Genomic DNA, 25,533 nt, shown 5'->3' with positions numbered 1-25,533 from the left:
CGAGGGCAAACGTGACCCGCTCGATCCCGTTCTGTGGATCGGCGCGCGACCGGGCGAACCCTCCTGGCCAAGCGAGCTGGGAGACGGTCGCCCCGGATGGCACATCGAGTGCTCGGTCATCGTGCAGGAGTTCCTCGACATCCCGGTGACCGTCGCGGGAGGAGGGCGGGACCTCATTTTTCCTCATCACGAGTTCACCGCCGGTCATACCGCCGCACTCACCGGGCGCCGCCACGCGCAGTCGCACGTGCACGCCGGGCTGGTCAGCTACCGCGGTGAGAAAATGAGTAAATCGCTCGGTAACCTCGTGTTCGTTTCGGCACTGGTCACCGCCGGTGTCGACCCCCGCGCCATTCGGCTCGCTATCCTCTCCCATCACTATCGAGGTGACTGGGAGTGGACGGACGAGGTTCTCACCACCGCCGTGGCACGACTCGCTTCCTGGATCGGTTGGGCGGGAGGCCTGGATGCGTCCGGCACCGGTTCCGAACTTCTCGCAGAGCTTCGGGATGCCCTGGCCCGCGACCTCGCAACACCCGCCGCGCTCGCTGCCGTCGATACCCGCGCGGCCTCCGGCGCATCGCCGACCGGGGTTGACCTCGACGCGATCCACGCGCTGCTGGGAGTCTCGCTGCACTAATCCACCGCGCTACCGGATCAGTCGAACACGCGGCGGATAACCGCTACTCCTTCGGGCGCCAGGGCTCTTCGCCAGCGGTACCCTCGCCGGGTTTGTCGCCCCCGCGACGCAGGTATCTCTCGAACTCCTGCGCGATCGCCTCACCGCTTGCCTCGGGAGAATCGACGGTGTCTCGTGCCTGCTCGAGCTGTTCAATGTACGACGCCATGTCGTCGTCGTCGCCGGCGAGCGCATCGATCCCGGTCTCCCAGGCCTGGGCCTCGGTCACGAGGTCGCCACGCGGGATGACGACATCCACAATCTCTTCGAGCTTGTCAAGGATGGCGAGGGTCGCTTTGGGCGACGGAGCATTGTGAACGTAGTGCGGCACGGATGCCCAGATCGACAGTGTCGTAATGCCCGCCTTCTCGGCGGCATCACCCAGGACGGAGAGGATTCCTACCGGCCCTTCGTAGCCACTGCGCTCGATGGACAATTGAGTGCGCACGGCGGCATTCTCACTGCTGGTGAACACCGAGATGGGGCGAGAGTGCGGCACGTCGGCCAGCATCGCGCCCAGGAAGACGATCGACGAGATTTCATTGGTCTCGATCGCATCGAGGATCTCCCGGGTGAAGGTCTTCCAGCCTCGGGACGGCTCGGTGCCGAGCAGCAGGTAGATGTTGGAACCGTTCGCTGCGCTAATCGACAACTCGGCATCGTCCGCGATCCCGACCGCCGGTCCGCTGTGGGGCCGCGTGGGGCCGTACACCGTTACGCTGGGCCAGACCAGCTGGCGGTTGCCGTCGTCATCGGCAGCCACTGAGGGTCGATTGAACTGGTAGTCGAAGTAATCCTCCGGATCTACTTCGGCGATGGGGTAGAGGTCGAGCAGTTCCTTAAGTGCCCGAACTGCGCCACTCGCCGCCTCGCCGGCGTCGTTCCAGCCCTCGAACGCGACGACAAGCAGTCGACCGCTACCGAACTGGATGCCAGTCACAGGTGTCCTCCCTCGCCCGGATCATGTGAGCGGGCCGCACTCAAGGATAGAACTACGATGGTCCGTTGTGACTCACACCACTCCTGCCGCCGTCCTGTGGGACATGGACGGCACCCTCGTCAACACCGAGCCGTACTGGATTTCCGCCGAAACCGAGTTGATCGAATCGTTCGGTGGAACATGGACCCATGACGAGGCCCTCGAGCTCGTCGGCTCCGGCCTGTGGCGCTCAGCCCAGGTCATGCAGGCCAAGGGTGTCGCCCTCACCGAGGTCGAGATCATCGATAAGCTCACCGACCGCGTGCTCGAGCAATTGGTGGAATTCGGCATCCCGTGGCGTCCCGGAGCACGCGAGCTGCTCTCAGAGCTGCGCGAGACAGGCATCCCCACCGCACTCGTCACGATGTCGGTGAGCAGGATGGCGCACCACGTCGCCGATCGACTCGGCTTCGTCGGGTTCGACGCGGTGGTGTCTGGCGACGATGTGACCCACAGCAAGCCGCATCCGGAGGCATACCTTCGTAGCGCCGAGTTGCTCGGTGTCGACATCACCCGGTGTCTCGCCATCGAGGATTCGCCCCCCGGAATCGCCTCGGCGAATGCCGCGGGAGCAGTAGTCGTTGGTGTGCCCTTCATGATCGCCCTCGACGGATCACCGGCCGACGCTCTGTGGCCGACCCTGGCGAAACGAACCGTCAACGATCTCTGCGCGGTATTTTCGGTCGAGGGTGCACGATGAGCGAAGGATTCCGCCGCCAGAGCGGACCATTCCGTGTGGGCGACCGCGTGCAGCTCACCGGGCCCAAAGGCAACCTGAACACCGTCACCCTCGAGCGCGGAGGTTCGTTCCACAGCCACCGAGGCGTCCTCAGCCACGACACGATCATCGGGCAGCCGGATGCCTCGGTGGTTGAGTCGACGAGTGGCGTGCAGTACCTCGCGATGCGGCCGCTACTCACCGACTTCGTAATGTCCATGCCGCGCGGAGCCGCGATCATCTATCCGAAAGATGCTGCGCAGATCCTGGCGCAGGCCGACATCTTCCCTGGTGCCACGGTCGTCGAGGCGGGTGTCGGCTCGGGTGCCCTCTCGCTGTGGCTGCTACGCGCGATCGGCGCCACCGGCGCCCTTCATTCGTTCGAGCGTCGCGATGAATTCGCTACCGTGGCGAAGGCCAACGTGGAAGCATTTCTCGGTGCCGAGCCGTCAAACTGGACGGTCACGGTGGGCGACCTCCAGGAGGCCATGCCCACCACGGTGTCGGCTGGCAGCATCGACAGGATCGTGCTCGACATGCTTGCCCCCTGGGAGTGCCTTGAAGAGTGTGCGGATGCCCTGACCCCCGGCGGCGTGCTGATCTGCTACATCGCCACAGTCACCCAACTCTCCCGTGTGGCCGAAGCCATTCGCGAGACCGGCGCCTTCACCGAACCCCAACCCAGCGAAACGATGGTGCGTACCTGGCATGTCGAGGGTCTCGCGGTGCGCCCAGACCACAGGATGATCGGCCACACGGGTTTCCTGATGACCGCACGCAGGCTGGCTCCCGGCGCGGTCCTGCCCGAACTCAAGCGTCGCGCGTCGAAGTCTGATTTTTCTGATGAGGACGTAGAAGTGTGGACTCCCGGAGCACTGGGGGAGCGAACATCCAGCGCCAAGCGACTGCGCAGGACCGCTCGCGATGCCCAGGCTGCTGCCCGCGCGGCCGCCGGAACCTCCGCGGCCGACCAGTAGAGTGATCGGGTAGCCGGGCGATAGTGCGCGGCAAAGAAATGAGAGTTCTCGTGCGCAAGCTTCCTGCTCTGATCATGACCGCGGGCCTACTCGTCTCCCTCTCGGCTTGCTCGGCTGGCGTAGCCTCCACAGACGGGTGCACCCCGGCCCGCGCCATCGGGTCGAATGCCGAACTTATAAGCGCAGACGGCACCTTCGGCAACGATCCCCGGGCCACGTTCCCGACACCGATTGTCGCGGGTGGCGCGAGCCAGGTCGCCGTTCTCTCCGAGGGAAGTGGCACCGGCAAGCGAGTGGCGCCGGGCGCAACGACGGTGATGCAGCTCACCATCTACAACGGCAAGACCGGCGAATCGCTCATCTCCACGAAGTACGGCGAACCAGGCCTTGTGATCGCCGCTGTCGAGACTGAGCCGGCCTTTGGCGCGATTGCGCAGTGTGCCAGGGTCGGTTCGCGTGTCGCAGCGGTAGGCACTGCGGGTGACCTCATCGGTGACGGGGCCATCCAACAAAACGGCCTGGCCGTCACCAAGGATGACACGGTTGTGCTGGTGGTGGATGTTCAGTCGGTCTACCTCGGAAGGGCCAATGGCGCCGACCAGATTCCCGGGGCTGGCCTGCCCTCGATCGTGCTCGCGCCCGACGGCCGACCTGGCTTCACCTTCGCGGATCCCCGTGCACCATCCGACCTGAAGATCGAAGAACTCAAGGTCGGCGCCGGCGCCAAAGTCAGGGAGGGTGACAGCGTCGTGCTGAACTACACCGGAGTGATCTGGGAGACGCAGGAGGTATTCGATTCGACCTGGGAGCGTAATACCCCCGTGTTGCTCACGGCGGCACCCCTCGATGACAGCGGCGGCGGACTGGTTCCCGGGTTCGCAAAGGCACTCATAGGTCAGCGGGTCGGCTCGCAGGTCATCGTCTCGATTCCACCGAAGTTCGGCTACAGCGAAGGCACGGCTCCCGCCTCGGTGCCGGCCGGCTCAACCATGGTCTTCGTCTTCGACGTGCTCGGAATCGAGTAGTACTCTCTCGTGGCAGTCCCCAGCGCAGCATCAAGGATTCCCGCTGAAGAACGACTTTTCAGCCTCGTCCTCGCGCTGCTCGCCACCGACGCCGGGCTGACAAAAACCGACATCCTCTCCACCGTGCAGGGCTACCGCCAGAGGTTCTCTCGAAGCGGTGACAACGCAAACCTCGAGCGCCAGTTTGAACGCGATAAAGACGATATCCGCGACCTCGGCGTGCCACTCGAAACCATCGACAGCCCCGGGCACGCCGGCGACAACCACAACCTCAGGTATCGCATCCCGCGAGGGGCATATGAGCTACCCACCGACATCCGGTTCTCGCCGGAGGAGACGACGCTGCTGACCCTCGCGGCGATGGTGTGGCGCGAGGGCTCGCTCTCGGCCGAATCACGGCGCGCCATTGTGAAGTTGCGCTCCCTCGGTGTGACCACGATTGAGCCCGTTGTCGGCTACGCGCCCAGGGTGCGGGTGCGCGAGGCTGCCTTCGACCCGCTCAGCACAGCTCTCGAACGGCACCAGCACGTTCGGTTTGGGTACCTAAAACCCGGCGAAAGGGAGTCCAGGGTGCGTTCTGTCGCCCCGCTCGCGCTCGTGCAGCACCAGGGCCGCTGGCACCTCTACGCCCACGAGCCCGAATCCGCGACAACAAAGACGTTCCTGCTGCGCCGGATTGTGACTCAGGTCACCACTCTCACCAGCACATTTGATGCTCCGCCGCCCGGACAGGCCGACATCGCGCTGTCCGAACTCGAGGCGGTATGGAACTCGAACACGGCCGTCGTTGAGGTGGAGCCGGGCACGGATGCCGCGACCCGGCTGGGCAAGCGGAGAGGAGCGAGCGTCGCGAGGCCAGGCATCCTGAACCTGCATTACTCAGATCTGAACATCTTCGCCGACGAGTTGGCAGGCTACGGGCCGGAAGCCCTCGTGGTTTCTCCACCTGATCTCCGCGACGCCGTTCGCGCGCGCCTCGAGCGAACGGCGGCCGATCATGGCTAGGCCAAACATCCCGAGGCTGGCACAGGACAAACTGGCGTTCCTGCTGTCGCTCGTGCCGTACCTGATGGATCATGACCGGGTGAGCGTCGCCGAGGCGGCCGTACATTTCGGCGTTCCCGAGGATCAGATACGGGAGGCCGTGCGCCTGATCGGTGTGTCGGGAATCCCGGGCGAGACAGCCACCTACCAGCACGGAGACCTGTTCGATATCGCCTGGGATACGTTCGAGGAGAACGATGAGATTGTTCTGACAAATCTCGTCGCAATAGATGAGTCACCACGTTTTTCCGCCCGTGAGGCGGCGGCCCTGATCGCGGGGCTACAGTATCTCTCGTCACTTCCCGAGCACGCGGATCGCGACGCCATCGCGAGTCTAAATTCGAAGCTGGCGCGTGGCGCATCCTCAGCCCCCAGCCCGGTCGGCGTTGAAGCGAGCGAAACCGACAGCACCCTTGCCCTTATCCGCGAGTCTGTGCAGAAAGGTGTTCGACTGGAATTCGACTACCTCAATTCGCAGGGTCAGGGCGAGAGACGCGAGATCGATCCGTTACGGGTCGAGTCGATCGATGCAGACTGGTACCTGCGAGGCTGGGACCACGGGCGCGAGGCGGTGCGGACCTTCCGGCTGGATCGCATGTCGACCCCCGCAATCACCACTGAGCCCATCACCCACGAGGCGCGGGATGTCACCCTTCCTGACACCCTGTTTGAGGGCTCAGCAAACGATCTGATTGTCACGATCGATGTTGCCGTGGCCGCGATTCCCCTGCTTGCCGACTATATTCCGGAAGGAACAGTGAGCTCCGAACACGATGGGCTGATGCGCACGAATGTCCGGGTTTCGCACTACCACGGTCTCAAGCGGCTGATCGCGCGGATGCCCGGTGTTGCGACCGTGGTGGCACCCGCGGAAGCGCGCGCTGTCGTCGAGGGATGGGCCGAGGCCGGGGCAACGCGGTACCGGTGATCGCGTGGGGAGTTGGCTGCTCACCTGGCTCGTGGGATGACACAGTCCAGTTGGAGCAAGCCGGAGAAACGCTAAGCGTCGCGGCCCAGCCGCGCCGGAGCCGCAATTGCCGGTTACACTGGAATCACTTCCCGCACAGCAAAGGAGTACCTATGTTTGGCAATGCTTTCGGATGGCCACACCTGCTCGTCATCCTCGCGATCGTGTTGTTATTATTCGGTGCACCCAAGCTTCCCGGTCTCGCCCGGAGCCTCGGCCAGTCGATGCGAATTTTCCGCAGCGAGGTCAAGACTATGAAAGATGAAAACGGCAACGATGTGCCGGTAGAAAACGCCGAGGGTGACTCGACCGCGGCCGGCGCCACCACGGGTGCTGCCCCAGCCGCAACCTCGGCCAAGAGCACCAAGCCGAAGCCGTAGCGACGGTGGCCACCCGCACAGGGCGGTGGCGCACCACACGCGACGAGCGTATGTCGCTCGGTGATCACCTCCGCGAACTCCGCAAAAGGCTCGTGATCTCTGCGGCCGCCATCCTCGTCGCCGCGGTCGTCGCGTTCGTCGATTGGTCTGGCGTGTCACGCCTGCTCCAGCTTCCCTTCCAGCTCACGAGTCTCACCGACTTCGTCAAAGACGGCATGCGCGTCCCGATCAATAAGATCGCGGAAGACCACTCGGCGACCATCAGCTACACCACGGTGTCTGCCGCGTTCGACCTGCACATTCAGATCGGATTGACCGTTGCGATCCTGATTGCAAGCCCCATCTGGCTGTACCAGGTGTTCGCGTTCCTGGTGCCTGGCCTGACGGGCAGGGAGAAGCGTTACACGTTCGGGTTCTTCTTCTCCGCTGTTCCGCTGTTCCTGGCCGGCGGGTTCACGGGCTGGCTGCTGTTTCCCCACATGGTCGAGTTGCTCGCCTCATTCACTCCGAAGGAGGACGCAATAGTTCTGGATGCCCGCTACTACTACGACTTCATCATCAAACTGGTGCTGGCCGTCGGAGTGGGGTTTGTGCTCCCGGTGTTTCTCGTGCTGCTCAACTTCATCGGAATCCTGTCGGCAGCGGCGATTCTCAAAGGCTGGCGAGTGGCGATCCTCGTCATCACCCTGTTCTGTGCGATCGCGACCCCAGCAGTCGATATTGCGTCGATGTTCCTTCTGGCCATACCCATGGTGGCGCTGTATTTCGCGGCAATTGGGGTGGCCTGGGTGCACGACCGCGCGGTTGCCCGCACGGCCGCAAAGGTGCAGACATCGAGCAGCGTGCCGGTGGCAGAACTGTGATCACCAGCGCGCTGTGACCGACCAGATCCTGTCGCCGGCCGAACGGTTTGCCGCGGCGACGAAAAAGCGAGGGCTTCCCATCCTCGAAGCCTTCCGGGCGTCCCAACGATTCGATCTCGACAACTACCAGGTCGCGGCCTGTGCCGTTGTCGAAGAGGGCAAGAGCGTGCTTGTGGCTGCCCCCACCGGCGCCGGCAAGACCATCATCGCTGAGTTTGCGATTTATCGGGCAATGCAACAGCCCAGCGATAAGGTTTTTTACACCGCCCCCATGAAGGCACTCAGCAACCAGAAATTCCAGGAGCTGCAGGCCGAATACGGTGAGGATGCCGTCGGATTACTCACCGGTGACACGAATATCAATTCCCACGCCCGGATCGTGGTCATGACCACCGAGGTCCTGCGTAACATGCTCTACGCCGACTCCGACCTGCTCAAGAACCTGTCCTGCGTCGTGATGGACGAGGTGCACTTCCTGGCCGACCGCTTTCGCGGGGCCGTCTGGGAGGAGGTGATCATCCACCTGCCGCAGCACGTGACGATGGTCTCGTTGAGCGCCACGGTCTCGAACGCTGAAGAGTTTGGAGACTGGCTGCAGGCTGTGCGCGGCGACACCGAGGTCATCGTGTCCGAGGAGCGTCCAGTACCTCTCGATCAACACATCCTGATGCGCACGAAACTCGTCGACCTCTTCGACTCGTCCGGGCTTGCGGCAACGCATCGAGTGAACCCCGAACTCGCCCAGATGGCGCGGTTGAGCGGTCGACCCACCTCATCCCGTCAATCGAAGGATGCCGGTCGCAACCATTCGCGGGGAGGGCGACCCGAATCGATGCGCATGGACCGGCCTGACGTGGTGAAGCTGCTCGACAGCAAGAACCTGTTACCGGCGATATTCTTCATCTTCTCGAGGGTTGGCTGCGACCAGGCCGTGGCGAAGGTGCTTCGCGCCGGCATCAGGGTGACCACCATCGAGGAGCGCAACGAGATCAGGGCGATCGTGGAGGACCGCTGCCGCACCCTGCTCGACGAAGACCTGGCCGTTCTTGGGTACTGGGAATGGCTAAGCGGGCTCGAGCGAGGGGTAGCGGCGCACCACGCAGGCCTTCTGCCCGCCTTCAAGGAGGTCGTTGAGGAGCTGTTCCAGAAAAAGCTGGTCAAGGTCGTCTTCGCGACCGAGACGCTGGCGCTGGGCATCAACATGCCGGCGCGCACCGTGGTGCTCGAGAAGCTCGAGAAATTCAACGGCGAGGCCCGGGTGCCCATCACGCCGGGGGAGTACACCCAGCTGACCGGTCGCGCCGGGCGCCGCGGAATCGACGTGGAAGGCCACTCGGTCATCCAGTGGGTTGACGGTCTGGACCCGCAGGCCGTGGCATCCCTGGCATCACGGCGCACCTACCCTCTGAATTCGAGCTTCAAACCGACCTACAATATGGCGGTAAACCTGATTGACCAGTTTGGGCGCGAGCGCACTCGCGAGATCCTCGAATCCAGTTTCGCCCAGTTTCAGGCCGATAGGGCGGTCATCGACCTGGCTCGGAAGGTTCGGTCTCAGGAGCAGTCGCTCGAAGGATACGCCGCCTCGATGGTGTGCCATCTGGGCGACTACACCGAATACTCGGGCATCCGTCGCGAACTCGGTGATCTTGAGCGCAAAGGCCAATCGAAGGCAGACACCTCCAGCCGCGCCGAGCGCGACCGTCGGCAGCGCCAGCTCACCGAACTGCGGCGGCGAATGAAACAGCATCCCTGCCATGCCTGCCCCGAACGTGAGCAGCACGCACGCTGGGCCGAGCGATGGTGGAAGCTGAAGCGAGAAACCGACCAGCTGACGACCCAGATCCGCAGCCGCACCGGAGCGGTCGCGAAAGTATTCGACAGGGTGACCGATGTGCTCTCGCACCTCGGCTACCTCCAGGTCACCACGGCTGGGGATCTGACACTCAATGCGAATGGAAGGATGCTGCGGCGAATCTACGGGGAACGCGACCTGCTCGTGGCCGAGTCCCTCAGACGCGGCCTCTGGAGTGAATTGGACCCGGCATCACTCGCGGCCATGGCCACCACCCTGGTCTACGAACCCCGGCGCGAGGAGGGCCAACTCGGCGAGCGTCACCTTCCGCGGGGCCGTTTCCGTGAAGCCTTCGATCACACCGGCACACTCTGGAGCGAACTCGACGACCTCGAGCGCCTCAACAGGTTACCGGGCAGCCAGCCACCGTCGGCGGGCCTCGCGTTGGCCATGTACCGGTGGGCGAGCGGCACCAGTCTCGACGCCGTGCTGCGGGAAGCCGACATGGCCGCGGGCGACTTCGTGCGCGTCACCAAGCAGGTGATCGACCTGCTCGACCAGCTTTCCGTCGTTGCCGATGGTGACGTGGGCCGCACGGCACGAACCGCGCTGGACTCGATCCGCCGCGGGATCGTGGCATACAGCTCGGTGGCCTGACTCGCGAGCACGCTATCGGCCGGCGGTGGGGCGTTCAGGCACGTGAAGGCGCCGAAAGAAGAGATCAGTACTGCCGGGGATGCGGCGTTTACTGCCCAGCGACACCCCGACCATGACCAGAACGGACAGTGGCACCGTCCATGCCGCAGGCTGGGCGAGCAATGACGAGAGCAGTTCGACGCCCGGGCCGATCAGTCGCCCGGCGACGATGGCGAGACCGCAGGCCGCACCCCCGGCAACCATTCCAGCAATGGCACCCCGGTCGGTGAGCCCGCGCCACCAAATCCCGAGAACCAGCACCGGGCACAGGGTGGAGGCAGTGAAGGCGAACACCAGGCCAACACTGCCAGCAAGGCCGCCGGGCTCAGCCACCAGGGCGACGGCCAAGGGCACCAGGATCGAGCAGACGGCCGCGATTCTGAAACCCTTCACGCTGCCGCCGAACGCCTCCTGGCTGATGACACCGGCCAGTGACACGACGAGGCCGGAGGAGGTGGATAGGAACGCGCCGAACGCGCCAGCAATCACCAGAGCGGTGAGCCCGTCGCCGAGGGCACCCGGCACTAGTCGCCCTGGCAGCAGCAGCACAACGGCGTCGGCCGTGTCGGCCGTGGCGAGTTCGGGAGCCAACACCCTGCCCATCAGCCCAAGGATCGTAGGAAAAATGTAGAAGACGCTGAGCAGGCCAAGCACGATGAGGGTGGTGCTGCGTGCGGCGACGCCGTCGGGGTTGGTGTAGAACCGCACGAGAACATGGGGGAGGCCTAGAGTACCGAAGAGCAGGGCCACCAGCAGCGAGATGGTCAGGTACGCATCCGGAGTGCTGGGAGCGAGTTCCGTCGGGAACGAGATCGTGGGGTCACCGGGCGGCGCATCCCATGCGAACAGCAGAATGAACACCACCGGAACGCCGATGGCGGTGAGTTTCAGCCAAAACTGGAATGCCTGCACGAAGGTGATTGATCGCATACCGCCTGCGGCAACGACTACCCCCACGATGACGGCGACGGCGACGGCTCCCACCCACGAGGGCAACCCGGTGGTGATGCGCACGGTCAGGGCAGCACCCTGGAGTTGCGGCACGATGTAAAGCCAACCGATCACGATCACCAGCGCGCTTGTAATGCGCCGCACGGTGGTTGACTCGAGTCTCGCCTGCGTGAAATCGGGAATCGTATACGCCCCCGATCGGCGCAGAGGGGCCGCAACAAAGAGCAGGAGCATCAGATAGCCAGCGGTGTAGCCGATCGGAAACCACAGGGCATCCGATCCTTGCAACAAAATCAGTCCGGCGATTCCGAGAAAACTCGCCGCCGACAGGTATTCACCCCCAATTGCTGACGCATTCCACCACGGCTTCACCGTCCTGGACGCGACGTAGAAGTCACCCGTCGTGCGCGAGACCCGCAGGCCGAAGAACCCGATGAGCGTTGTCGCCAATGTGACTGCCACTATCGCTACATAGCCAAGAACAGGGTTCACGTCGGGCCATCGCGATCACTCAGCGACAGGTAGCCGGTCTCGTTCCGTCCGGCAGAGCGAACGTAGATCGCCCCAATCACGATGACCAGCGGATTGACACCAAAACCCAGCATCAGCCACGACACCGGAAACCCTGCGAACGTCAGCGTGCCGAGACCTGGCGCCAATAGGAAGGCAAGAGTCAACCCACCGAGAATCAGCACGAAGCCAATCGCGCACGCGACAGCAAGTCGAAGTTGTGAGCGAACCAGCGACCGCACGTAGACAGTGTCAACGTCGAGCTTGCCCTTGACCGGTGGCGGCGTGCCTGTCAACGCCGGGCCGGTGACCTGCCTGCCCGTGACCTCGTCGGGTGCGGTCACTCGTTCCCTTGGACGCGGCGATTCACGCGCGGGTTCGTTCAACTGCGCGGCCTGATCCGGTTCGATTCCACGATCTCACGCACTGACGCCACCAGGCGGCGGCTCACAGGAAGTTCGGCTCCCGCTACCGTCACTGTCGGGTGCTCTGCGCCCAGCCTGAGCTGCTCAAGCCGCGACAGATCCACGAGGTACGACCTATGGATGCGCAGGAAACCTGCGTCGGCCCACTGCTGCTCGAGGTCCGAGATGGGCACGCGCACGAGGTAGCTGCCTGCGTCCGTGAAGAGCCTCGCATAGTCACCCTGCGCCTGAACGTAGCGCACGTCATCGCGGCGGATCATCCGGGTGGTGGCACCGGTGGTGACCGCGATCAGGTCATCCCTGGTGGGCGGGGTGCCGCCGGTGATGTCCAGCGCCTCCACGACCCGCCCGATACAGCGCTGCAATCGCTCCAGGCGCACCGGTTTGAGCAGGTAGTCAATCGCTGCAAGGTCGAATGCTTCGAGCGCTCCATCTTCGTCTGCGGTGACAAAGACGATGGCGGGCCGACGATCAAACCTGCCTATCGCGCGCGCCAGATCGAATCCAGAAAGTCCCGGCATGTGGATGTCCAGGAAGACCACGTCGACGCTCTGAACCGCGAGATGGCGAACCGCATCCGCCCCGGACGACGCCGTGTACACCGCAGCTACCCGCGGATCGTCGCTCAGAAACCGGGCGAGTTCGTCGACGGCCGGCGCCTCGTCGTCCGCGACCAGCGCAGAGATCCCACCGAACCCACCGTGTGTCATCGTGACGGCTCGCGGCCGGCCAGTCGCTCTGGCTGTGATTTTGGTACGCGCATTGTCACGAGGGTACCGGCATCGATGTTCGTCTCGACTACGAGACCGTGACCGTTGCCGTACACCTGTCGTAACCGCGAATCCACGTTTCGCAGGCCGATGTGCTCGGCGCTCGGCCGACCGGCGAGCACATCCCGCAGTGTTTCGGGGTCAATACCGACACCGTCATCCTCGACGGTGATCTGCGCGTACGCTCCGGAGTCGGCGGCCGTGATCGTGATGCGACCACCGCCCTCCTTCGACTCGAGTCCGTGTCGGACCGCGTTCTCGACCAAGGGCTGCACGCTGAGGAACGGGATGACCGTGGCAAGCACCTCGGGGGCGACCTGCAGCGTCACGGCGATCCTGTCACCGAAGCGTGCGCGCTCGAGTTTGAGATAGCTGCCGACGCTGCCGAGTTCTTCGGCGATGGTCGTGAAATCCCCTTCCCGCCGAAAGGAGTAGCGGGTGAAATCGGCAAATTCAAGCACGAGCTCCCGCGCCTGAGGTGGATCCGTGGTGATGAACGACGCGATCGCCGTGAGGGCGTTATAGATGAAGTGCGGACTGATCTGGGCCCGGAGCGCGCGAACCTCGGCCTCGGCGAGCGCTGCCCGCGATGCATCCAATTCGGCCAGTTCGAGTTGGGCAGCGACCCAGTCTGCGACCTCGGACGTTGCCCGCACCAGTCCTGGCCTGATCTGCCTGGAAAACGCAACGAGGGCACCGACGGACCGCCCACGGATCATGATCGGTGCCGCCACCGCATCGACATCACCGTGCTCACCCTGCACCACAGACCGGGCAAGTTCGACGTGCCCACTCTGGCGTGCGTCGCGCGCTAACCGCTCGGCCGACGCACGCACGCGCTCTGAGCCACCCTCGATGGCAAGTGCCCCGCGTTCATCGACGACCACGAACACATCACAGTTCAGGAGAGTGCGGAGGTCTCGCGCGGCTTTCACCGTGTCGCCGGAGACTAGTCCACCGCGCAGGTGCGCTGCTGCGCGGGAAGCGAGGTTCAGTGTTTCGTATGTCGCGCGTTCAGCGTCGGTGCCGAGTTCCCGGGAACCTCGCGCATACCTCCGGGCAAGCGCATACAGAGCCGCGATGACGAGACCAGCCGCGGTACCCACGGCAAGAGCGATCAATACTGACCAGGTCATGAAGCTCACGATAGGCCATCGCTCATCGAACCCACCCTGCCGTTCGCCGCAACGTTGCTGCCGTTGGGCGACGCCGAGCGGCGGCACCGGCATTCCGGCCGCACGGTAGGCCAGAGTGGTGCGATCTGAACTCACAACACCGTTGACGACGCTGTCAACGCCAGACCACCAGGGAGTCACCATGGGCAACGATGCCCTCAATGCCGAAAATGCCATGCCCACCGCGGACTTCGCGGCAGTACGAGAATCCGAGCAATTTCGTACCCTCAAACGAGCTCACCGACGCTTCGTTTTTTCCGTCGCTATCGGGTGTCTCGTCTGGTACATCGTCTATGTGTTGCTCGCCGATTATGCTCACGTATTCATGTCGACTCCGGTCATTGGCAGCGTGAACATCGGACTGGTGCTGGGGCTAGCCCAGATCGCCACGACCTTCATCGTGACCACCTGGTACGTTTCCTACGCCAACCGACGACTCGACCCCATCGCCACAGAGATCCGCGACAGCGTGGAGATTGCCGACACGGTGGCCCGCTGATGCTGCATTTGGAGGCCACCACCAGCGCCCCGGGCAACCCGATCCTGAATATCGGAATTTTCCTTGGGTTCGTTGCCATCACGATGATCATCGTGTTCCGCGCGAGCAAGAACAACAACACCGCCGCCGACTACTACGCTGCCGGTCGGTCGTTCACCGGCCCGCAGAATGGTGCGGCGATCGCCGGTGACTACCTGTCAGCGGCATCCTTCCTGGGCATTGTCGGGGCTATCGCCATCCAGGGTTACGACGGATTCCTCTACTCGATCGGATTCCTTGTCGCCTGGCTGGTCGCCCTGCTGCTGGTTGCCGAACTGCTTCGTAACACCGGTAAGTTCACGATGGCGGACGTACTCTCCTTCAGGCTCAGGCAACGCCCCGTGCGCATCGCTGCCGCCACCACCACACTGGTCGTTTGCTTCTTTTACCTGCTTGCGCAGATGGCAGGCGCGGGCGGTCTTGTGTCGCTTCTGCTCGGCATCAACGACAAGGTGGGGCAGTCCGTGGTCATCACCGTTGTCGGTGCTCTCATGATTCTTTACGTGCTCGTGGGTGGCATGAAGGGCACAACCTGGGTGCAGATCATCAAGGCGGTGCTGCTCATCACCGGCGCCGCAGTGATGACCGTCTGGGTGCTCGCCCTGCACGGCTTCAACCTGTCTTCCCTCCTCGATCACGCCGTAGCTACAGCGAACAACCCCGCGATCCTCAATCCGGGCCTCAAGTACGGGGTCAGCGATGCCAGCCGTCTCGATTTCCTGTCTCTTGGCCTCGCACTGGTGCTCGGGACCGCAGCGCTGCCTCATGTTCTGATGCGTTTCTACACGGTTCCGACCGCCAAAGAGGCGCGTCGTTCAGTGGTGTGGGCCATTTGGCTCATTGGTATTTTCTACATCTTCACTCTGGTTCTGGGGTACGGCGCCGCCGCGCTGATCGGTCCGGAGGCCATCGCCGCAGCACCCGGAGGCGTAAACTCGGCCGCTCCGCTGCTGGCGTTTGAACTGGGTGGCCCGCTGCTGCTCGGCCTGATTTCAGCGGTCGCTTTCGCCACGATCCTGGCGGTCGTCGCCGGGCTGACAATCACAGCAGCCGCCTCATTCGCGCACGATATCTTTGCCAGCGTCATCAAGAAGGGCAAGGCTCGACCCGAAGACGAGGTGAAGGTTGCCAGGCGCACGGTGGTGGTGATCGGTGTTGTCGCGATCGTCGGCGGAATCGGCGCGAACGGTCAGAACATTGCTTTCCTGGTGGCTCTCGCCTTTGCGGTGGCCGCCTCGGCCAACCTCCCGACGATCCTGTACTCGCTGTTCTGGAAGCGATTCACCACCAGGGGAGCCGTCTGGAGCATGTACGGGGGGCTCATCTCCGCTATCGTGCTGATCGCCCTGTCGCCGGTGGTCTCTGGCACACCGACGTCGATGATCCCGGGCGCGAACTTCGCGATCTTCCCCCTGTCCAACCCAGGTCTGGTCTCGATCCCGCTGGCCTTCTTCCTCGGATGGATCGTGACCGTCCTGGATAAGAGACGGGAAGATCCGGCGAAGCAGGCCGAAATGGAGGTCCGTTCACTGACGGGCATTGGTGCCGAGAAGGCCACCAGACACTGAGTCGACTCCCGTAGGTTTCGGTGCGGTCGGATGCCAGGTCCGGCCGCACCGAAGTATCTTGGGTGGGCGGCCGCACCTATAGAAGTGACCTGCGCTCACAGCAATGACCCTCAGGAAAGAAATAGGCTTTACCCTCGTGAGCATCAACCTGGCGACACGCCCCGTCGTCGGGCTCTTCAGATTCGAGGGCCTGAGGCCGGCCCCGCACACCCGCCCCGTGCTGCCGCTGTGGGCCGCGCTGGTCGTCGCCGTGTCATCCGGTCCCGTTGTGGATGCTGGATTCCCCGATCGGGGATACTGGCCGCTGACCTTCGTAGGAATCGGCCTGGTGCTGGTGAGCCTCATCGGTCGCCGCAATTCCAGTGCTCTGCTCATCGGGTTCGCGGCGAGCCTCTCCTTCTACCTCACCCACATTTCGTGGGCCTCCCTGTTTCTTGGCTTGCTGCCGATGGCGGCACTCTCGGTGCTGGAGTCCCTCTTTGCGGCGCTCGGTGGCCTGGCCATCGCCCTGGCATATCGGTGGATGCCTCGAGCGAACTCGAGCGTGTGGGGCCGGGTTGCTCTGCTCCCGCTCGCTGTCGCGGGCCTCTGGACCGCGCGCGAGGCCTGGTCAGCCGTCTGGCCGTATGGCGGATTCTCCTGGGGGAGAGTCGCAATGTCGCAGTCAGACAGCCCGTTCGCTCCGCTGTTCGGCTGGCTCGGCATCTCGGGCGTCAGCTTCGTTATGGTGCTGCTCGTCGCGGTGACGGTGGAATGTGTGCGGATCACGGGTGCGCCGAGAGCTGCCAGAGCCGTCGTAGTCGTCGCACTCTTGGGCACACTTCTCGTCGTCCCGGCCTTCCGGGTGCCCGCGGACGGCTCGATTCGCGTCGCGGCGGTGCAGGGCGCCGGCAGGGCCGGATACTTCGATGGCTCGACCGCGAATGAACTGCTTCAGGCGCAACTGGATGCCACGGTGCCTCTGTTCGGCCAGACGGTCGATCTCGTGCTGTGGCCCGAGGGGTCGACCTACGCCGACCCACTCACAGACTCCTATACCGGCCAAGTTTTTGACTACGTGTCAGAACAGATGGATGCCCCCCTGATAGCCCAGGGTGTCACCCATCGTGGTGACAGGTTCTACAACACCGCGATGCTCTGGAAGGCGGGGGAGGGCGCTGTCGATTTGTACGATAAGAAGCATCCAGTGCCGTTCGGGGAGTACGTGCCGGATCGTGCATTCTGGCGACCCTTTGCGCCGGGGCTGATTGATCTGATTGGGCGCGACTACACCCCGGGATCCACCGATATGGTGTTCGATCTCGACGGGATCACCGTGGGCGTAAACATCTGTTTCGATATCGTCGACGACCAGCTCCTTACTCGATCCGTGGAGGAGGGCGCGAGGATCATTTTCGCCTCCTCAAATAATGCCGACTTTGGCCGGACGGATGAAAGCGCCCAGCAGCTCTCGATCGCGCGCATTAGGGCCATGGAACTGGGGCGCAGCGTCGTGAATATTTCGACAGTCGGGCTCAGTGCCGTGATCGCGCCTGACGGCACCATCGTGCAGCAACTGCCCTGGTACGAGGCGGGATCACTGGTGCAGGACGTCGAGTTGGCCAGCGCGATAACTCCCGCGGTGGTGTTTGGCCGCGAGTTCGAATGGTTCGTATCCGCAATGGCGCTTGCCAGCATTATCAGCGCCGGTATCGCAGTCAGGAGAAAACGTGCCCAAGCATGATGACGTGGTGGGCAATCGCGCCCTCATCATTGTCCCCACCTACAACGAGATCGACGGTCTCGAACGTATTGTGAGCAGAATTCGGACGGCTGTACCCGCGGCCGACCTGCTCATCGTCGACGATTCCAGTCCCGACGGCACAGGCGCCCTGGCAGACCGTCTCGCCGACGGTGACGACGTCGTCCGCGTGCTTCATCGCGCGGGCAAAGACGGGCTCGGCCAGGCCTACCTCGCTGGTTTCCAGGTAGCCCTGAACGACGGCTACGACTTTATTGTCGAGATGGATGCGGATGGGTCGCACGATCCCGCGTCGCTCCCGGCCATGATCTCCCTCGCCGTCGATGGTGCTGACCTCGTGATCGGTTCGCGCTGGGTAGCGGGCGGCTCAGTCGTGAACTGGCCGCCACTGCGCAAGGCCATTTCCCGCACGGGAAACTGGTACTCGGGAGTGATGCTGAGATCGAGCATCCGGGACATCACGGCTGGCTTCCGCGTATTCAGGGCCAGCGCGCTGAGAGATCTCGACCTGCGGGCGATTTCGTCACAAGGCTATTGTTTCCAGGTGGAGATGGCCTGGCGACTCGAGCGCTCGGGCCATCGCATTGCCGAACATCCCATTACCTTCGTCGAGAGGGAAACTGGCCAGTCGAAGATGCACTCCGGCATCGTGATCGAGGCCCTGCTCAGGGTCACCGCTTGGGGAATAGCGGCGGCCCTGAGACCTGGAATGAGGCCAAAGGGAACGCGCGACTCTGACCGTGAGAATCCTGGCAAACAGACTCCCGGGGGGCGAGGGGCTTAGTGCCTCAGGCGCCGATTTTCTGCTGGCCCTTGCGTGAACGCAGGTAGTCGAGTCGCTCCTGGAGCAGTTCTTCGAGTTCGGCGCGAGTGCGTCGCTCAAGCAACATGTCCCAGTGGCTGCGGGGGATCTTGGTTTCGGTCTCGTCCAACACCACCGGCTCGCCATCGGCGGTCAGCAGCACGCCCTCCTGGCCGGTCTTGGGGGATTCCCACTGCTGAGGAACTTCTGCGTCTGCCGCAAAGATCACCTCAAAGGTGGTCCCGTCGGTCGCACGGTAGGTGCTCTTCTTTCGCGGGGAAAATTCCACGCCCTCTTCGCTCTGTAGGCTCTGAGTGCCAAGTCTCATCCCGCGCAAACTACGGTCTGCCATTTTCTGGCCTCCTTTTCATTTCGCGGTCGTTACAGGTATAAACCCACAAGCTGGGCATAACCTTTCAAGCGCGCGCCTGTTCCCAGCCTGTTCCCAGTAAAGTCGTCGCCTGGAGCGAGGCCAGCGGATGCAGCGTCCCGGTTCAGGAGCGAAGTCTCACGACCTCGAGCGCCAGATCAGCACGATCGGTGATGATGCCGTCCACACCGAGGTCGAGCAGTTCGCGCATGCGTCGGGGGTCATTGACCGTCCACACGTGCACTTCAACGCCGACGGCATGGAACATTCGGATCAGCCTGGGCTTGGTCACCCGCACTCCTGCCGCCGTCTCAGGAACCTGCACGGCGACCAGTCCGCGCACCGCCCATCTGACCAGGGGAAGGATGCCAAGTTGTGCGGCTACGAGCGCCGGGATGAGGCGCGCCGCCGAGGCCGACGAGGCCACCTCGGGCACACCGCGCACAGCAGCAGCACGACGCCGCTCATCGAAGGACGTGACCAGCACCCGACGCGAGGCGCCGAGCGCGACGATCGTTGCGATCGTGGGCGCGACGGCAGCGGCAGATTTCACGTCTATGTTGAAGCGCGTCTCCGGAAACCCGTCCAGCGCCTGTGCGAGAGTGCAAAAAGACTGCCCATAACCGAGGTCAACCTTTTCGAGCTCAGCCCGCGTAAATTGATCGACTCTCAGATTACTCCCCGCCACGCGCGAGAGCACGGGATCGTGGGCGATAATCGCCGCTCCGTCGGAACTGGCGTGAACATCGGTCTCGATGTATTCGGCGCCGGCCGCGACGGCCCTCGCGAAGGCGAGCATCGTGTTCTCCGGCGCATCCACAGCCAGACCCCGATGCGCGAAGACCCGGGGGCGGGCGGGGGAGAGGTAGCCCGTCGGATCCGCTTTATGCGGCGGGCGGCGTCGTACCACGCGCCGAACCGCCGGCGCCGCCGAGGAACCCGGCGCTGATGCCTTTGAGCGCTTCGGTGAGTTCAGATGGGATGATCCACATCTTGTTCGAGTCACCCTCGGCGATTTTGGGCAGGGTCTGCAGGTATTGGTAGGCGAGCAGATCAGCAGACGGATTGCCCGCATGGATTGCGCCAAACACTGTCGTAATGGCTTCGGCCTCGCCCTGCGCCCGAAGCACCTGTGCCTTGGCATCACCCTCGGCCGACAGGATCGCGGCCTGGCGTGCGCCCTCTGCGGTAAGGATCGCGGACTGTTTGGTTCCTTCGGCGGTGAGGATGAGCGCACGACGGTCACGCTCAGCGCGCATCTGCTTCTCCATCGAGTCCTGGATGGAGAGCGGCGGATCGATGGCCTTGAGCTCGACCCGGCCGACGCGCACGCCCCATTTCCCGGTTGTCTCGTCCAGCACCACTCGCAGCTGACCGTTGATGTTGTCACGGCTGGTGAGGGCCTCCTCGAGGTTGAGGCTGCCGACCACATTACGCAGGGTGGTCGTGGTGAGTTGCTCGACTGCGCCCAGATAATTGGCGATCTCGTAGGTTGCCGCACGGGCATCAGTGACCTGGAAAAACACGACGGTATCGATCGAGACGACCAGATTGTCTTCGGTAATCACCGGCTGCGGCGGAAAAGATACGACCTGTTCGCGCATGTCGATCAGCGGCCTCACCCGGTCGATGAACGGGACGAGCAGGTTCAGCCCCGGCAGCAGCGTCTTATGGTACTTGCCGAGCCTTTCGACGACACCCGCGTTGGCCTGGGGGATGATCCTGACCGACCGGAAGAGAACCACCAATACAAAAATTACGATGATTGCGACAAGAATAATCAAAATGATCTGGCCGAAGAGACGGCCTGGGTCGGTCACGATACTGCCCTTTCTGCGGGTGCGACCACGGCGGTCGCCCCTTCGATTGCGGTCACTACTACCTGCTCACCCTCCACGAGGGGGCGATCGCTGCCGGAAAGCCTGGCGGTCCACGTCTCACCGTTGAGCAGTTTGACGTGGCTGGCACTTCCGGAGAAGTCGTTGGTGACGATGCCGGTGGCGCCCAGGAGCGCATCCACATTGCTGCGTGCGGGATCCCCGCCCCGTTTCAGCACCCGCAGCAGCGCGGGGCGAAGAGCGAAGATTAACAGCACTGAGAGGATGCCCGCGATGATGATTTGCGCCGGCCAGGGAAGACCGAGAAGCCCGGAGACAAGTCCTCCGAGACTCCCCACCGACAGCATCAGGAAAGTGAACTCGAGTGTGGTCAACTCGATAATCCCGAAGAGGAGGATCAGCGCGAGCCAGACGATCCATGAGTAGCTGACCAGGAAGTCCAGGAGCATGCTCGGTACCTCTCCTACGTCGGTGGTGCTCTCACGCTAGCAGTATCGCTCAACTTAGTGACCGCGCATAGCTTGGTAGGGTCGGTGATTGTGAGTAACCCCTTGGCACCTGGTTCCCTGTCCGGCATTCGAGCGCTTGTCACCGGCTCGTCTCGAGGCATTGGAGCCGACACCGTCAGCTACCTCGCGGGTGCTGGCGCGCGCGTGGCAATCAATTTCCGTAATAAAGAGGCCAGGGCGCTGAAGCTGGCGGCAAAACTTGAGGGCGAGGGTGCGGAGGTGATGACGATCGGCGCTGATCTTACCGATCCAGACTCAATCGAGTCCCTCGTCGAACAGATTCGTGCGGCATACGGCGAACTCGACATTCTCGTGCTGAACGCCTCTGGCGGTATGGAAAGCGGCATGCCCGAGGACTACGCGATGCGCCTCAACCGCGATGCCCAGGTCGAGTTCCTGTCGGCGATGATGCCGCTGTTGCACCGGGGCTCGCGCATCGTTTTCGTCACCAGTCACCAGGCTCACTTCATCAAGACCGTCGAGACAATGCCTGAGTACCTGCCGGTCGCCCTGAGCAAACGCGCCGGCGAGGACGCACTTCGCGACCTCATCCCGATGCTGGACGATGCGGGCATCGAGTTCGTGGTCGTGTCTGGCGACATGATCGAGGGCACCATCACGGCAACGCTGCTGCAACGAGCGAATCCGGGCGCGATTGAAGCCCGAAAGGAAGCGGCCGGTCGGCTGTACAACGTCAGCGAGTTTGCGGCGGAGATTGCCGCGGCCGCGGTGGAACCAATCCCCGAGAACCACACCCGCTACGTGGGTGACGTCAGCGACTTCCTGGGGGCCTGAGCGCTGTGCGACCCGAACTGGGCAAAAAACTGATCGCCGCTACTCCCACCAATCGACTCTCCAGCCGCGTGCTGCTGTTCGACTGGGAGGACCGGATCCTGCTGTTTCTGACGACGGCCCCAGACACCAGCGGTGTCGCGCGCTGGCTGACGCCCGGCGGGGGAGTGGACCCGGGCGAAAGCCACCACCAGGCTGCTGTGCGCGAGTTGCAGGAAGAAACCGGGCTGGTCATCCCGAACCTAGGGGAGCCGGTCTGGTCTCACGACTTTGTTGTGGCGTGGGATGCCGCAGACCATGACACCGGCCACGCTGAGTTCTACACCGCAACGGTCGACACGTTCGTACCGTCAGATCTGCTGTGGACCGATGAGGAGCGAGTAGACGTGCTGGCACACCGGTGGTGGTCGCTCGCCGAACTAGCTGCGAGCACGGAACCGTTCGAGCCCGCCGAACTGGTCGAGCTCGCGAGGAACACTCTCGTGGAGAAGAACCAGTGACCCGTGCCATGCCGCACTATCGTGCTGATGATCTCGAATATCTGAATGCCATGGAACTGCCCAGCATGACGAACAACGACGCTGTCGCTCTCGGGGTCGTCGCTGTTCAGGTGATCCGGGAATGGGGTCTGAATCTGGCCGTCGATATTGTGGTCAGCGGCGACCTGGTGTTCCGGGCGAAGCTGGGCTCGACCGGACCGGATAACGACCCGTGGCTGGCAGGCAAAGCAGCGACGGCTCTCAGGTTTGAGCAACCCTCGTTATTAGTGAAACTTCGTCATGCTGAAGCGGGCACGCCATTCACCGAACGTAACGACATTGATCACGACGCGTTCAAGGCCCACGGTGGATCCATCCCGCTGCGAGTCGGCGGAGATGTCGTCGGCACGATCACGATGTCGGGTGAACCTGACGCCATCGATCATGAGGCCGCCGCAGAAACCCTGGCCCGGTACCTGTCTCGCTGAGCAATGAGTTTCTGCCGCGTCACGCCTGCGGTGAGCGGAAAGCTCTTCGACGGGCAAAACCAACCATCGCGGTATCCGATAATGCTCATTATGTCAAGTAGTAATTACTCTTATCGCAAAACGAGCAACCAGATCGAAAAACGGCGAGGGAGTTGTGCCGATCTCCCCTTCGCATTACTCCCCCGAACGGCGGCGGACCTGTCACCGTCGGCGACGGGCATCATTTCACGCTAAGCACGGATTGCTCGTTGGTTTCCGTGTCGCAGGTCGTGATCCGCCAGATCGGTGTGCCGTCCTCCATAATCCGGGCCATCTCGATGATCAGCGGGCTCGGCCACTGTTCGCCTGAAAGCTGGGCCGCGTCGTGGGCGCCGCTCCCCTCCATCTGTTGTTCCGCCTCAGTGAGCTGCACCTCGTGGGTTGCGAGCGTCGTCAATGTCCTCACGTCGATGAGCGATTCCTTACCGAAGCTCGGATCATCCACTGCCTCTCCGAGCCAGTCGTGCTTAGTATCGGCGCTCCGAAGTCGCCACACCCATTCGGAGTCCACGTACTCGAGTCGAAGGCCGACGAGTCTCCCGCCAAGCGCGGACGATTCTCCCGGCAGCGACTCCAGGAAGTCCGTCGGCCACGAGAACTCATCGGGCATGCAGGTGCCCGGGTAGCCCTCCCCGACCGCATCAGGGGGGTTCGGAACCACCGAACACCCCGCGCAGGACATAGCCGCAGCGAGAATGATTGCACCGATTCTCAGCCGCGTGACCATGTGCGCTCCCCTGACTTCCTCCAGCATAGGTCGCGTGATCCCCGGCTTTAGTGCAAAATCGGATACCAGTCTTCACCGGCAGGAGTTGCTCGATCGCAAATGGCGCAACTCGGAGCTGCTGGGCGGTGCCCTCCGAGTAGTCAGCCCTCACTGTATGGTCAGTGCATGCTGACTATTGCTGCTCGTGTCGATGTCATGAACCGCCTTGGTCGCGCTATGGCGCACCCCACCCGATCCAGAATTCTGCTGAGTCTGCTCGAGCAGCCGGGTTATCCCGCCCAACTCGCTCGCGACCTGCAACTCACTCGCACAAACGTCTCCAATCACCTGAGCTGCCTGCGCAGCTGCGGCATCGTAGCGGCCGAGCCCGAGGGCCGGCACACACGCTACGAGATCGCTGACCCGCACCTTGCGAACGCGTTGAACGCCCTGCTGGTGGTCACCGTGATGGTCGACGAGGCCATCACGTGCGACGACCCCGGGTGCCCGATCGAGGGCTGCTGCCCGTGAGCGCCATCACGACTCAGGAGACGGAGCGGCTCACACGGCGCGGGCTTCGACTCGCTCAGGTCACCGTTGTATACAACGTCGTGGAGGGTACCGTGGCGATCGCGGCGGGCATTGCGGCCGGCCTGGTGTCCGTCATCGGCTTCGGTATTGATTCGGGTATCGAGTCGATCGCCGCGGTGCTGGTCGGTCTGCGGCTCGCCGCCCGGCTGCGGCGCGGTCGCGCCGACGAGAAGAAAGAGAAGATCACCCTGCGACTGGTCGCCGTGACCTTCTTCATCCTCGCGGCATACGTGACCTTTGAAGGGATTCGCAGCCTGATCGAGGGGGAACGTCCAGAGACGTCGTGGCTTGCCATCGGCCTGCTGGTCACCTCCATCATTGTCATGCCAGTCCTCGCGGTGATGAAGACCCTCGTCGGTCGGCGCCTGGGCGACAACCTCATCCTTGCCGACGCCGCCGAAACCCGAATCTGCGTCCTGCTGAGCATTTCAACCCTGGCCGGACTCCTTCTCTACATGCTGACCGGCGCCGGCTGGCTCGACCCGGTGGCCGGGTTCATCATCGCCGCATTCGCGATCTGGGAAGGCAAGGAAGCGTGGGAGGGGGAACTCATCGAAGGTGAACATGACGATGATGAGCCCAGGTAGACCGAGCTAACGACACCAGAACCACCACCACTCCCCCGCATCACCTTTGCCGAACGATGAGGGGTGCTCGGTACGCTGAATCCATGCGACGCTGCCCCTGCTTCACCGGCCTGCCATATTCGGACTGCTGTGAGCCTTTCCACCTCGGAATCTCGCTGGCGCCCACCGCGGAACGCCTGATGCGGTCGCGCTACGCCGCGTACACGCTGGGAACGCCCGACTACCTTCTGTCCACCTGGCACGAGTCCACACGGCCCGCTGAACTACTGCTCGACACGACCCTGCACTGGTACGGCCTTGACATCATCGATCACACGCGAGGCGGGATATTCGACACCACTGGCACCGTCGAATTTCGTGCGCACTACCGTCACGGCGCCGACCTCGGGAGCCAGCACGAGAACAGCGAGTTTCGTCGCGAAAATGGCGTCTGGATGTATGTGGATGCCACCGGTTGATTCGGTTGCCGACCTCGCCGGCAATCCCCCACCGTGCGACGTGCGCAGCGCAAGGGCAGAGTGCAACTCCGTC

At 63.3% G+C, this 25,533-nt stretch carries 28 protein-coding genes and 1 pseudogene; 19 read left to right on the top strand and 10 right to left on the bottom strand.

The window, feature by feature from the left end; translation table 11 throughout:
- Positions 1-640, top strand: a pseudogene (locus RMN95_RS10490) (cysteine--1-D-myo-inosityl 2-amino-2-deoxy-alpha-D-glucopyranoside ligase); the annotation flags it as partial.
- Between the two features lie 43 nt (positions 641-683).
- Here the strand turns inward: RMN95_RS10490 and RMN95_RS10485 are convergent.
- Positions 684-1,619, bottom strand: coding sequence for a PAC2 family protein (locus RMN95_RS10485; protein WP_309616868.1), 936 nt, complete (start codon positions 1,617-1,619; stop codon positions 684-686).
- Between the two features lie 67 nt (positions 1,620-1,686).
- Between RMN95_RS10485 and RMN95_RS10480 the strand changes: the two genes are divergently transcribed.
- The 8 genes from RMN95_RS10480 (at position 1,687) to RMN95_RS10445 (ending at position 10,084) form a co-directional block, all read left to right on the top strand.
- Positions 1,687-2,358, top strand: a complete 672-nt coding sequence (locus RMN95_RS10480) for an HAD family phosphatase (protein WP_309616867.1) — start codon at positions 1,687-1,689, stop codon at positions 2,356-2,358.
- Positions 2,355-3,353: a tRNA (adenine-N1)-methyltransferase gene (locus tag RMN95_RS10475; RefSeq protein WP_309616866.1), complete on the top strand. Its 999-nt coding sequence runs from the start codon at positions 2,355-2,357 to the stop codon at positions 3,351-3,353. The genes RMN95_RS10480 and RMN95_RS10475 overlap by 4 nt, the downstream gene beginning before the upstream one ends.
- A 38-nt stretch (positions 3,354-3,391) precedes the next feature.
- The gene (locus RMN95_RS10470) at positions 3,392-4,378 is read left to right on the top strand and encodes an FKBP-type peptidyl-prolyl cis-trans isomerase (protein ID WP_309616865.1); all 987 of its coding nucleotides are present in this window, start codon (positions 3,392-3,394) and stop codon (positions 4,376-4,378) included.
- A 9-nt stretch (positions 4,379-4,387) separates the two neighbouring features.
- A complete protein-coding gene (locus RMN95_RS10465; RefSeq protein ID WP_309616864.1) occupies positions 4,388-5,383 on the top strand; it encodes a WYL domain-containing protein in 996 nt (331 codons plus the stop codon).
- The gene (locus RMN95_RS10460) at positions 5,376-6,350 is read left to right on the top strand and encodes a WYL domain-containing protein (protein ID WP_309616863.1); all 975 of its coding nucleotides are present in this window, start codon (positions 5,376-5,378) and stop codon (positions 6,348-6,350) included. Before RMN95_RS10465 ends, RMN95_RS10460 begins: the two co-directional genes overlap by 8 nt.
- Positions 6,351-6,502: 152 nt before the next feature.
- The gene (tatA, locus tag RMN95_RS10455) at positions 6,503-6,769 is read left to right on the top strand and encodes a Sec-independent protein translocase subunit TatA (RefSeq protein ID WP_309616862.1); all 267 of its coding nucleotides are present in this window, start codon (positions 6,503-6,505) and stop codon (positions 6,767-6,769) included.
- 5 nt (positions 6,770-6,774) lie between these two features.
- Complete coding sequence (gene tatC, locus RMN95_RS10450; protein WP_397545153.1) at positions 6,775-7,632, top strand: twin-arginine translocase subunit TatC; 858 nt, start codon at positions 6,775-6,777, stop codon at positions 7,630-7,632.
- A gap of 13 nt (positions 7,633-7,645) precedes the next feature.
- Positions 7,646-10,084, top strand: coding sequence for a DEAD/DEAH box helicase (locus RMN95_RS10445; RefSeq protein WP_309616861.1), 2,439 nt, complete (start codon positions 7,646-7,648; stop codon positions 10,082-10,084).
- Between the two features lie 12 nt (positions 10,085-10,096).
- Here the strand turns inward: RMN95_RS10445 and RMN95_RS10440 are convergent, their stop codons facing one another.
- Genes RMN95_RS10440 through RMN95_RS10425 form a run of 4 tightly spaced genes read right to left on the bottom strand, consistent with a single transcriptional unit; the run spans position 10,097 to position 13,915 of the window.
- Entirely contained in the window at positions 10,097-11,566 is a 1,470-nt protein-coding gene (locus RMN95_RS10440; RefSeq protein WP_309616860.1) for a cation acetate symporter, read from the bottom strand.
- Positions 11,563-11,928 carry a heavy metal transporter gene (locus RMN95_RS10435; protein ID WP_309616859.1) on the bottom strand — a complete coding sequence of 122 codons (366 nt, stop codon included), beginning with the start codon at positions 11,926-11,928 and terminating at the stop codon, positions 11,563-11,565. The genes RMN95_RS10440 and RMN95_RS10435 overlap by 4 nt, the downstream gene beginning before the upstream one ends.
- Positions 11,929-11,966: 38 nt before the next feature.
- A complete protein-coding gene (locus RMN95_RS10430; RefSeq protein WP_309616858.1) occupies positions 11,967-12,719 on the bottom strand; it encodes a LytTR family DNA-binding domain-containing protein in 753 nt (250 codons plus the stop codon).
- Positions 12,716-13,915: a sensor histidine kinase gene (locus tag RMN95_RS10425; RefSeq protein WP_397545154.1), complete on the bottom strand. Its 1,200-nt coding sequence runs from the start codon at positions 13,913-13,915 to the stop codon at positions 12,716-12,718. Before RMN95_RS10425 ends, RMN95_RS10430 begins: the two co-directional genes overlap by 4 nt.
- Positions 13,916-14,096: 181 nt before the next feature.
- Here RMN95_RS10425 and RMN95_RS10420 point away from each other — a divergent pair, with 181 nt between their 5' ends.
- The 4 genes from RMN95_RS10420 (at position 14,097) to RMN95_RS10405 (ending at position 18,585) form a co-directional block, all read left to right on the top strand.
- Complete coding sequence (locus tag RMN95_RS10420; RefSeq protein ID WP_309616856.1) at positions 14,097-14,453, top strand: DUF485 domain-containing protein; 357 nt, start codon at positions 14,097-14,099, stop codon at positions 14,451-14,453.
- Positions 14,453-16,060, top strand: coding sequence for a cation acetate symporter (locus tag RMN95_RS10415; protein ID WP_309616855.1), 1,608 nt, complete (start codon positions 14,453-14,455; stop codon positions 16,058-16,060). Before RMN95_RS10420 ends, RMN95_RS10415 begins: the two co-directional genes overlap by 1 nt.
- A gap of 136 nt (positions 16,061-16,196) precedes the next feature.
- Entirely contained in the window at positions 16,197-17,783 is a 1,587-nt protein-coding gene (lnt, locus tag RMN95_RS10410) for an apolipoprotein N-acyltransferase (RefSeq protein WP_309616854.1), read from the top strand.
- Positions 17,770-18,585: a polyprenol monophosphomannose synthase gene (locus RMN95_RS10405; protein ID WP_309616853.1), complete on the top strand. Its 816-nt coding sequence runs from the start codon at positions 17,770-17,772 to the stop codon at positions 18,583-18,585. The genes lnt and RMN95_RS10405 overlap by 14 nt, the downstream gene beginning before the upstream one ends.
- A 4-nt stretch (positions 18,586-18,589) precedes the next feature.
- On the opposite strand, the gene RMN95_RS10400 is transcribed toward RMN95_RS10405, so the two are convergent.
- From RMN95_RS10400 to RMN95_RS10385, 4 genes are all read right to left on the bottom strand, one after another.
- Positions 18,590-18,955 carry an RNA polymerase-binding protein RbpA gene (locus tag RMN95_RS10400; RefSeq protein WP_309616852.1) on the bottom strand — a complete coding sequence of 122 codons (366 nt, stop codon included), beginning with the start codon at positions 18,953-18,955 and terminating at the stop codon, positions 18,590-18,592.
- A 142-nt stretch (positions 18,956-19,097) separates the two neighbouring features.
- Positions 19,098-19,793, bottom strand: a complete 696-nt coding sequence (locus tag RMN95_RS10395) for a glycerophosphodiester phosphodiesterase family protein (protein ID WP_397545277.1) — start codon at positions 19,791-19,793, stop codon at positions 19,098-19,100.
- Positions 19,794-19,857: 64 nt separating this feature from the next.
- Positions 19,858-20,793, bottom strand: a complete 936-nt coding sequence (locus RMN95_RS10390; RefSeq protein ID WP_309616850.1) for an SPFH domain-containing protein — start codon at positions 20,791-20,793, stop codon at positions 19,858-19,860.
- Positions 20,790-21,260 carry an NfeD family protein gene (locus tag RMN95_RS10385; protein WP_309616849.1) on the bottom strand — a complete coding sequence of 157 codons (471 nt, stop codon included), beginning with the start codon at positions 21,258-21,260 and terminating at the stop codon, positions 20,790-20,792. The genes RMN95_RS10390 and RMN95_RS10385 overlap by 4 nt, the downstream gene beginning before the upstream one ends.
- A gap of 90 nt (positions 21,261-21,350) precedes the next feature.
- On the opposite strand from RMN95_RS10385, the gene RMN95_RS10380 reads away from it, so the two are divergent.
- Genes RMN95_RS10380 through RMN95_RS10370 form a run of 3 tightly spaced genes read left to right on the top strand, consistent with a single transcriptional unit; the run spans position 21,351 to position 23,079 of the window.
- Positions 21,351-22,115 carry an SDR family oxidoreductase gene (locus RMN95_RS10380; RefSeq protein WP_309616848.1) on the top strand — a complete coding sequence of 255 codons (765 nt, stop codon included), beginning with the start codon at positions 21,351-21,353 and terminating at the stop codon, positions 22,113-22,115.
- Between the two features lie 5 nt (positions 22,116-22,120).
- A complete protein-coding gene (locus tag RMN95_RS10375; protein ID WP_309616847.1) occupies positions 22,121-22,612 on the top strand; it encodes an NUDIX domain-containing protein in 492 nt (163 codons plus the stop codon).
- Entirely contained in the window at positions 22,609-23,079 is a 471-nt protein-coding gene (locus RMN95_RS10370) for a heme-binding protein (RefSeq protein ID WP_309616846.1), read from the top strand. The genes RMN95_RS10375 and RMN95_RS10370 overlap by 4 nt, the downstream gene beginning before the upstream one ends.
- Before the next feature lie 220 nt (positions 23,080-23,299).
- Here the strand turns inward: RMN95_RS10370 and RMN95_RS10365 are convergent, their stop codons facing one another.
- Positions 23,300-23,779, bottom strand: a complete 480-nt coding sequence (locus RMN95_RS10365; protein WP_309616845.1) for a hypothetical protein — start codon at positions 23,777-23,779, stop codon at positions 23,300-23,302.
- A 231-nt stretch (positions 23,780-24,010) separates the two neighbouring features.
- Here RMN95_RS10365 and RMN95_RS10360 point away from each other — a divergent pair, with 231 nt between their 5' ends.
- From RMN95_RS10360 to RMN95_RS10350, 3 genes are all read left to right on the top strand, one after another.
- Entirely contained in the window at positions 24,011-24,355 is a 345-nt protein-coding gene (locus RMN95_RS10360; protein WP_309616844.1) for a winged helix-turn-helix domain-containing protein, read from the top strand.
- The gene (locus RMN95_RS10355; RefSeq protein ID WP_309616843.1) at positions 24,352-25,002 is read left to right on the top strand and encodes a cation transporter; all 651 of its coding nucleotides are present in this window, start codon (positions 24,352-24,354) and stop codon (positions 25,000-25,002) included. Before RMN95_RS10360 ends, RMN95_RS10355 begins: the two co-directional genes overlap by 4 nt.
- Before the next feature lie 83 nt (positions 25,003-25,085).
- Positions 25,086-25,460 carry a YchJ family protein gene (locus tag RMN95_RS10350; protein ID WP_309616842.1) on the top strand — a complete coding sequence of 125 codons (375 nt, stop codon included), beginning with the start codon at positions 25,086-25,088 and terminating at the stop codon, positions 25,458-25,460.
- Positions 25,461-25,533 lie beyond the last annotated feature (73 nt).

Origin of the sequence: Salinibacterium sp. (assembly GCF_031364185.1) — a bacterium.
Lineage (GTDB): Bacteria > Actinomycetota > Actinomycetes > Actinomycetales > Microbacteriaceae > Rhodoglobus.
Note: the sequence above shows the minus strand (reverse complement) of the source record. Positions and strands in the feature narration are given on the sequence as shown.